This window comes from Leptolyngbya sp. BC1307 (genome assembly GCF_002286735.1).
Classification (GTDB): domain Bacteria; phylum Cyanobacteriota; class Cyanobacteriia; order Phormidesmidales; family Phormidesmidaceae; genus Phormidesmis.
Genome location: NZ_NRTA01000035.1, coordinates 39,547 through 45,849, shown reverse-complemented (window position 1 = coordinate 45,849; position 6,303 = coordinate 39,547). Strand labels below are relative to the sequence as shown.

6 protein-coding genes are annotated in these 6,303 nt (G+C 54.5%); 5 read left to right on the top strand and 1 reads right to left on the bottom strand.

Features of this window, described 5'->3' with window-relative positions; translation table 11 throughout:
* Positions 1-115: 115 nt before the first annotated feature.
* A complete protein-coding gene (locus CKL79_RS16625; protein ID WP_240518912.1) occupies positions 116-976 on the bottom strand; it encodes an ABC transporter permease in 861 nt (286 codons plus the stop codon).
* Between the two features lie 618 nt (positions 977-1,594).
* Between CKL79_RS16625 and CKL79_RS16620 the strand changes: the two genes are divergently transcribed.
* The 5 genes from CKL79_RS16620 (at position 1,595) to CKL79_RS16600 (ending at position 6,258) form a co-directional block, all read left to right on the top strand.
* Complete coding sequence (locus CKL79_RS16620) at positions 1,595-2,635, top strand: hypothetical protein (RefSeq protein ID WP_121970700.1); 1,041 nt, start codon at positions 1,595-1,597, stop codon at positions 2,633-2,635.
* 96 nt (positions 2,636-2,731) lie between these two features.
* Positions 2,732-3,163: a hypothetical protein gene (locus CKL79_RS16615; RefSeq protein WP_121970699.1), complete on the top strand. Its 432-nt coding sequence runs from the start codon at positions 2,732-2,734 to the stop codon at positions 3,161-3,163.
* Positions 3,132-3,641, top strand: a complete 510-nt coding sequence (locus CKL79_RS16610; protein ID WP_205879120.1) for a hypothetical protein — start codon at positions 3,132-3,134, stop codon at positions 3,639-3,641. The genes CKL79_RS16615 and CKL79_RS16610 overlap by 32 nt, the downstream gene beginning before the upstream one ends.
* 148 nt (positions 3,642-3,789) lie before the next feature.
* The gene (locus tag CKL79_RS16605) at positions 3,790-5,628 is read left to right on the top strand and encodes a hypothetical protein (RefSeq protein ID WP_121970697.1); all 1,839 of its coding nucleotides are present in this window, start codon (positions 3,790-3,792) and stop codon (positions 5,626-5,628) included.
* A gap of 177 nt (positions 5,629-5,805) precedes the next feature.
* Entirely contained in the window at positions 5,806-6,258 is a 453-nt protein-coding gene (locus CKL79_RS16600; RefSeq protein ID WP_121970696.1) for a Fur family transcriptional regulator, read from the top strand.
* Positions 6,259-6,303 lie beyond the last annotated feature (45 nt).

Sequence of the window (6,303 nt, the reverse complement as noted above, 5' to 3'; positions counted from 1 at the left end):
ACGAAGTCATTGTAAAGATTGTTCGCTGTCACGCACCTGGCTTTCACCACCCCCTAAGCTGCGCTATAGGCGGAGCACTAGCCGACTTTTTGGTAGCAATAGGAATTGGTCAGCGCTAGCGCATCATGTGCAAGAGGGCAAAGCAGGAGATGAGTAGGTCTATTGCAAAGAGGGCTACCCAAGCGGTAACAACAGCAGCGGTCGCCGACTCGCCCACCCCTCGACCATGACAGGCAGCCGTCAGTCCCCGGCTACAGCTGGCGATCGCAATCACCCCGCCAAACAGCGCCGCCTTGCTCATAATCAGCAGCACATCTGTCACACTCAAGTAGACGCGCACCCCATCTAAGAAGCTGCTCATCGAGATATCGTAAACGGAAGTAGTGATCAGCCCGCCCCCAGCGACTCCGCAAAACAGTGCCAGCACAGTCAGTACCGGCAGCATAATCGTACAGGCCAGCACCCGGGGAATCACCAGATAGTCAACCGGGTCGGTGCGCAGCATTTTGAGCGCATCAATTTGCTGAGTGAGCTTCATCGCGGCAATCTCAGCGGCAAAAGCTGAGCCCACCTGACAGGCCAATACACCAGCGGTCAGCAACGGGGCTAGCTCGCGGCAGTAGGCAGCGGCAAATACGCCGCCCAGCGTGCTGATAGCGCCAAACCGCGCCATCTCGCGGGCCGACTGAATGGCAAAAATGATGCCTGCGCAAACATTCGTCAGCACCACCGGAGCCAGACAGCACGGCCCCGCGCACATCAAGTGATCCATAATCTGGCGCTGCCCATAGCGACCGCGAATCAGACGGTGCATCACCTGACCGGCTAGCAAAATGGCCATAGCGGAGTGATAAACCGGGTTATCGGCCTCAAGGTCGCGGCGACGGCGGGGCTTTGGCAAATGAAGAGTAGGGTGAGGGGGGTGATCCCACAGTTTGGTTAGGCGCTGAGATATGTGCTGATCAGCTTTGACCATCGGAAGGGACTCTCCTCTCTACTCTGCTGGTTTTCCGTTTGCTTAAGCGGCCCTTCGCCCGTGTTTCGTCCGCCTGAGCCGTCTATATTTGGTGTATCAATGGTACTTGCTCTATAGCTTGCCCTGAGCCCTCTCTAAAATCTAAGAAACCATTTCTGGCTAGTTTGCTAACCGGCTTTGGGCGGACGGCAAGCGCAATAATCTGTTACACATCATGCGCGATCGCCCTACCTCTTTTCAAACTTAATCTGTCAATTGAGACCTATCGATTTAGAGCGCAAGCTCAGAAATGTTCGCGTCATCGAACAGTTTCGTGAGAAATTAGTAGTACAGCGTCAGTACATCGGTTCGCAGCTGCTCAGCAGGGCTAAGCCTCAGGTCCGTCGTTCGTGAGCCAGTAACGAGTAAGGAAAGAGTACCCCCGGCTCGGGAGTTTCTCGGGAAGGTGAGAGGCCTGGGAGTGAGCTGGTTGGCCAGCTTGGGGCGAGCTAGAAGGCCACATCTAACAAATTTTCTTTATCAACTTAGTTACTTTTCTTGAGGTTTATAGTACACTTGTACCAAGCCAATAGAGGCGCACCCGCAAACCTCTCTGCGCCCTGCTTGAGCCTTGGGAATATGACAAAAACTAACGTAGACCTGCAGCCTATCCGAGAAAAATTACAGATGCTCAAAGCCGAGTTGCCAGCGGCTGAGGCGATCTCATCGCCCTGGTCAGCCCCTCGGTCTACTGCGGCAGAGGCGTCTCACCGGCAACCCGCTAGCTCAGGCCCTCAGCCCAGAGCAGCTATCGAAACCCTACAGCAGCGCTCTGGGAACAGATCAGCAGCGCGTGAGGCCAGCCCGTCAGTCGCCCAAATAGATAGCCTGGTCGCGCAGGAAATTCACGAGCTAGAGGTGCGGGCTCATCAGATCAACCTGCGATCGCAGCAGCAGACAGCCGACATTATGGCGATGAAGCGCGCCGCCCAGCAGGCTGCTGTCACCCTCGCCCGCCGGGGAATTCACAAGCATCCTCAGCTAGCTGCGATCGCCCAGCTCTTTGAAAATGAGCAGGCTGCTGTCCCTCATGTTGAGAAAACTGCGCAGGGACATTTTGTTCTCACCCACAGTCCAATTGATTTTCAGCGCGCTGAGCAAGAGGCGATAGACACTGCCGAGGCTCTGCGCAACCGTCAGGCGCTTTCGGCCATCCCCTTCAATCAACCCATCGCCGCCGAGTCGCCCGTAGGTGAGCACTGGCCCCCTGCCGATGCTGGCAGTACTCTGAGCCATTCGCCAAGGAGCAACGGCGCAGACTGGCTGCAGGCGCTGGCAGAAGACATAATCGCCGACTGCAAGCGGTGGTTTTGGCGGGGGCGACGCCGGGGCCACAGAAGCGCTATGCACCCGGGCAACCGTCCGAGTAGTCATGCCCCATCCGGCCACTTTTCCTGGTTGGACGGAGCCATTTGGTTTAGCAGTGCGGCGATCGCTCGTATCGTCATCGAAGCCGTGCTGGTCAGCCACCCCTTCCTGAGAACGCCGCTCTTAGTAGTCCTGGTTGGAGCCATTGCCGTCGCGATCTACCGGGTAGTCTTTGCCAAATCATCTGACTTTGGCCTGGCCTATCGGCTCTCAGCAGCCCTATTGGGTCTGTTCTTGGGCGGCTCATTTTAAAGTCGCAGATCCATATTTCTTCTTCAAATCCACTGGCAAATCCACTGGCAAATCCGCTGGCAAGTCCACCGGTTCAATTCGTTAGGAGGTTATTTAATGACAACATCTAGCTCCATCCACTATCCTATCAAGCCGCTTCTAGCAGGCGGCTTAATGTTTGCCCTGATCGGCATATTGCTCGATATCAATGGGGTCAAAACCCTGCTGAGCGGCCCCTTCAGATTGTCGAATACCGCTAGCCAAAATCCATCGATCAGCCGGCTGGCTCAAGAATGCGAGACTGAGATTGTTGACAGCGCCCAGCTCTCGCGAGAGCAACTGCTCAAACTATTGGCGATTCCAGAACGAGATAGTAAGGAGCGCGTGCGCCAGGTCGTACAGTCGCCCTACTGTCAGCTCTCTTCACTCGACATCCGAGCCGGTGTCAAAGCCGAACGAGAAGCTTATCCCCTCGCTTTTGACCCTGAGACCACCCTCGTTATCCTCTATGAGAACGATGAATATGCCGGCTATCGCTTTAAGCTTTAGTGCTTTTTCTTGGGATTGGTTGTCCTGGCGAAAGCTTGCACAGTACTTACCGCTGATGGCGATCGCCGTTGGTCTGAGTAGCTGTGCAACTCGCTCTGCGCCAGTGCCTAGAAGCATCACTTTACAGCAGCAGTGGGCGCTCAATCCGGGAGATGAGATAGCGGGCAACACAGTAGCAGGCAGTTTGGGAGATATTTCTCTCTACCTAAAAAACGCTCAAGTAACTGCGCCGTTTGACGGCAAGCTAGAGCTAAGCGAGTTAGAGGACTGCGCCCTGTATTCTGCACCCGAAATCCCGGCTTACTTGTTTCGGCTGTGCGGACTGCGCGATATAGCCTACGGCAAGATCAAAGCGGGGAAAACCATCGGCAAAGGGAAATACCTCAGCTTCGCCACGCTCAGGCGACAGCCCGATGGCACCTGGATCATTGTTGAACCGGCCAAAGGCGTTTTAGAAAGAGCGCTAGCGCCAGGTTAACTCACCGCCTGCAGAGTTGATTCTGTAGAGTTTGTTCTGTAAAGCTCACGCTCAGATACGAGTGATTGCTTTGCTGATGCCGCCAACAGACATTTCTTCTTTCGAGCAACTGTTTTTCATTCATTAGGTTTCTCGCCTTCTTAGCACGATGTTGAAATCGCCTTATCTGTTTGCTATTGGAATATTAGTCACTTTGTTGAGTTGGACGGGTACAGCCAAAGCCTACGAAGACAATCTAGGGCTCAGCTTTGCGCTACCATCAGCGCGGCAGCAGCCAGCAACAGATAAAAGCAGCGCTCAAGCGTCAAGTAGTCCGATCCCACAGATCGAACAATCCGTAGAACAAAAGGCTGTACAGCCCCTTGAGCAGCCCACGCAGCAAGCCGCCGATGAAGAGTTGATTCGCTACCAGGAGAGCCTTCCACCAATAACAGGAACTTTACCCGAAAGCGAGCCTGTTCCTGCCAAAATCTCTCACCAGAAAGACAGCATTGGGCTCAGCTTTGCTAACAACAGCGTACAGATGCCAGCAGAAACCGATAGTCGGGCTATCCAAAAAGGAACAGACCGCGACGATACGGCTGAAGCCAATGCCGCTACAGAAATTCCGGTAGAGTTTCCGACTGGGAACATTTCTAACAAGCCCTCCGAGCCGCCCAGCGAACTAATCGCTCAGCAGCCAGCAGACCCTGCCTACAACACCCTCGGGCTGGACGACTGGATCTTTGACGGCGGATCTAGCTCACTGGTCGCGCGCACTGTAGGCAGCGCCGAAGGCACCCGCATGTCAGATGGAGGGCGCACCCCGGCATATTACGGCCATACCGACCCCGGCAACGGCGTCTGGAACATGGGCACCTTCTCCTATCAGCACGGAGCAAGCACGCCAGAAGAAGCCGATGAAAAGCAGCTCAGCCGATTGCGAAACCAGGGACTGCAGCTGGAAGAGAAAGCGGCAGGCCTGGGCGTGAAGCTCTCTTTGGAAGCTAAGCTCAACGGCATTGACCTGGCCAATCAAGCGCCTTTAGCAGCGCTAGACCGGGGGGGCTATATAGAGCGTTTAGCAGAAGCTAACCGGTTGGGAATGCGCGGCCAAAAGGCGATTTTGTGGGCGCGTACCTACGCTTACATTGATCCAGATACGCAGACCTGGAATGCGCCCGGTTTGGGCAACAACGTTCATAGTATTAGCCGGGACCAAGAGCGGCGCGCCCTGGCTATTTCGCGGGCTTTGCAGGCTTACGATCCCAACGGTGCAGTTAGTGCAGATAGCTTAGCCTCTACAGTCGTCAGCACTGACGAGCCACTGGTGGTAACGGCAGAAACAACCGCTAACGACCTGCGTGAGCCGCGCCTATCTGCCCAGACTGATGCCTACGTGGCCCTCTCGTTCGGGCTACCCCCTTCTGACGCAGAAGTCCTGGCCTCGATTGCGCCACCCGCTGCACCTGTAGAAGCACTACCAAACAGCAGCCAGATTGACCTTGCCTTTCAACCAGCGGACGCGGATTCGGGTGAAGCGTTAGAGGGAGGTGAAGTATTAGAGTCAGCTCAAGACGTTACCGTCGCGCCGACGCTATTTGGCATGGAAGAAGATGAGTACGATGACAGTGTAGATCAGACTGCAGCAGAGTCTGATGCGAGTATCGAAGCCATCTTTGATATACCCGGTGAGGCCAGTAGTAGTGCCCCCATAGAAGAGCAAAGAGAGGAGACAGATAGGCGGGCTAGTCTCAGTGAAGGCTTGACGGGTCATCCCTCTCAGCCGCTGGTCGCAGAAAGGTTAGCAGAGAGTGATGAACCCAGCGCCGTAGAGAGTTCAGGTGATGTCAGCCCGACTGATATCGAGGTGACAGATACTGAGGCGATCGCCCCTACCAATCTCGCCCTTCCCGCAGCCCCAATCAAAACAGAAGAAAAAAGCAACCAACCGGCTCGCCGTGAACTTTTATGGAGAAATGAGGACAAGATTATTCGGCAAAAATAGCAGTCAACCGTCAGGTGCAGCAGCGCTGATGTCGAGGGGCGAAATAGACAATTTCCTAGCGTTCGAGCTAAAGTGGTAGTGACTATGATTTAGGCCAGTGGCAATTCTGCCAGCGGTAACCTGACTGCGACCTAACTGGTAGTCTCTACCTTTTGGCCACTCGTCTTTCCTCATGCTATGCAACCATCCGCCGATATTTCTCCCATTGAATCATTAGAAGATGCGATCGCGCGGTGTCAGGCATTAGGTATGCGGCTCAGCCGTCAGCGGCGTTATGTCTTAGAGCTGCTGTGGCAAAGTCAGGAGCATCTGTCGGCCCGCGAGATCTATGACCGGCTCAATCAGCTAGGCCGGGAGATTGGTCACACCTCAGTTTATCAAAACTTGGAAGCCCTCTCAGAGCAAGGCATCATCGAGTGTGTCGAGCGAGCAGATGGTCGTCTATACGGACACGTCAATTCGTCTCACAGTCACGTCAACTGTATCGATACCCACCAGATTATTGATATCAACATCGAACTACCTGCCGAATTACTGCAGCAAGTAGAAGCTCAAACGGGCATCAAGATCTCAGATTACCGAATAGATTTCTTCGGCACCAAAACCGGCGAAGTTACCCGACCGTCCTAATCGTTAAGCACTTCTTTACTAAACACCACCAGGATCACACCAAAT

Excerpts from the sequence above, each read along its gene's own strand:
- CKL79_RS16625 (WP_240518912.1), bottom strand. The coding sequence starts at position 976 with ATGGTCAAAGCTGATCAGCACATATCTCAGCGCCTAACCAAACTGTGG.
- CKL79_RS16620 (WP_121970700.1), top strand. The coding sequence starts at position 1,595 with ATGACAAAAACTAACGTAGACCTGCAGCCTATCCGAGAAAAATTACAG.
- CKL79_RS16615 (WP_121970699.1), top strand. The coding sequence starts at position 2,732 with ATGACAACATCTAGCTCCATCCACTATCCTATCAAGCCGCTTCTAGCA.
- CKL79_RS16610 (WP_205879120.1), top strand. The coding sequence starts at position 3,132 with ATGAATATGCCGGCTATCGCTTTAAGCTTTAGTGCTTTTTCTTGGGAT.
- CKL79_RS16605 (WP_121970697.1), top strand. The coding sequence starts at position 3,790 with ATGTTGAAATCGCCTTATCTGTTTGCTATTGGAATATTAGTCACTTTG.
- CKL79_RS16600 (WP_121970696.1), top strand. The coding sequence starts at position 5,806 with ATGCAACCATCCGCCGATATTTCTCCCATTGAATCATTAGAAGATGCG.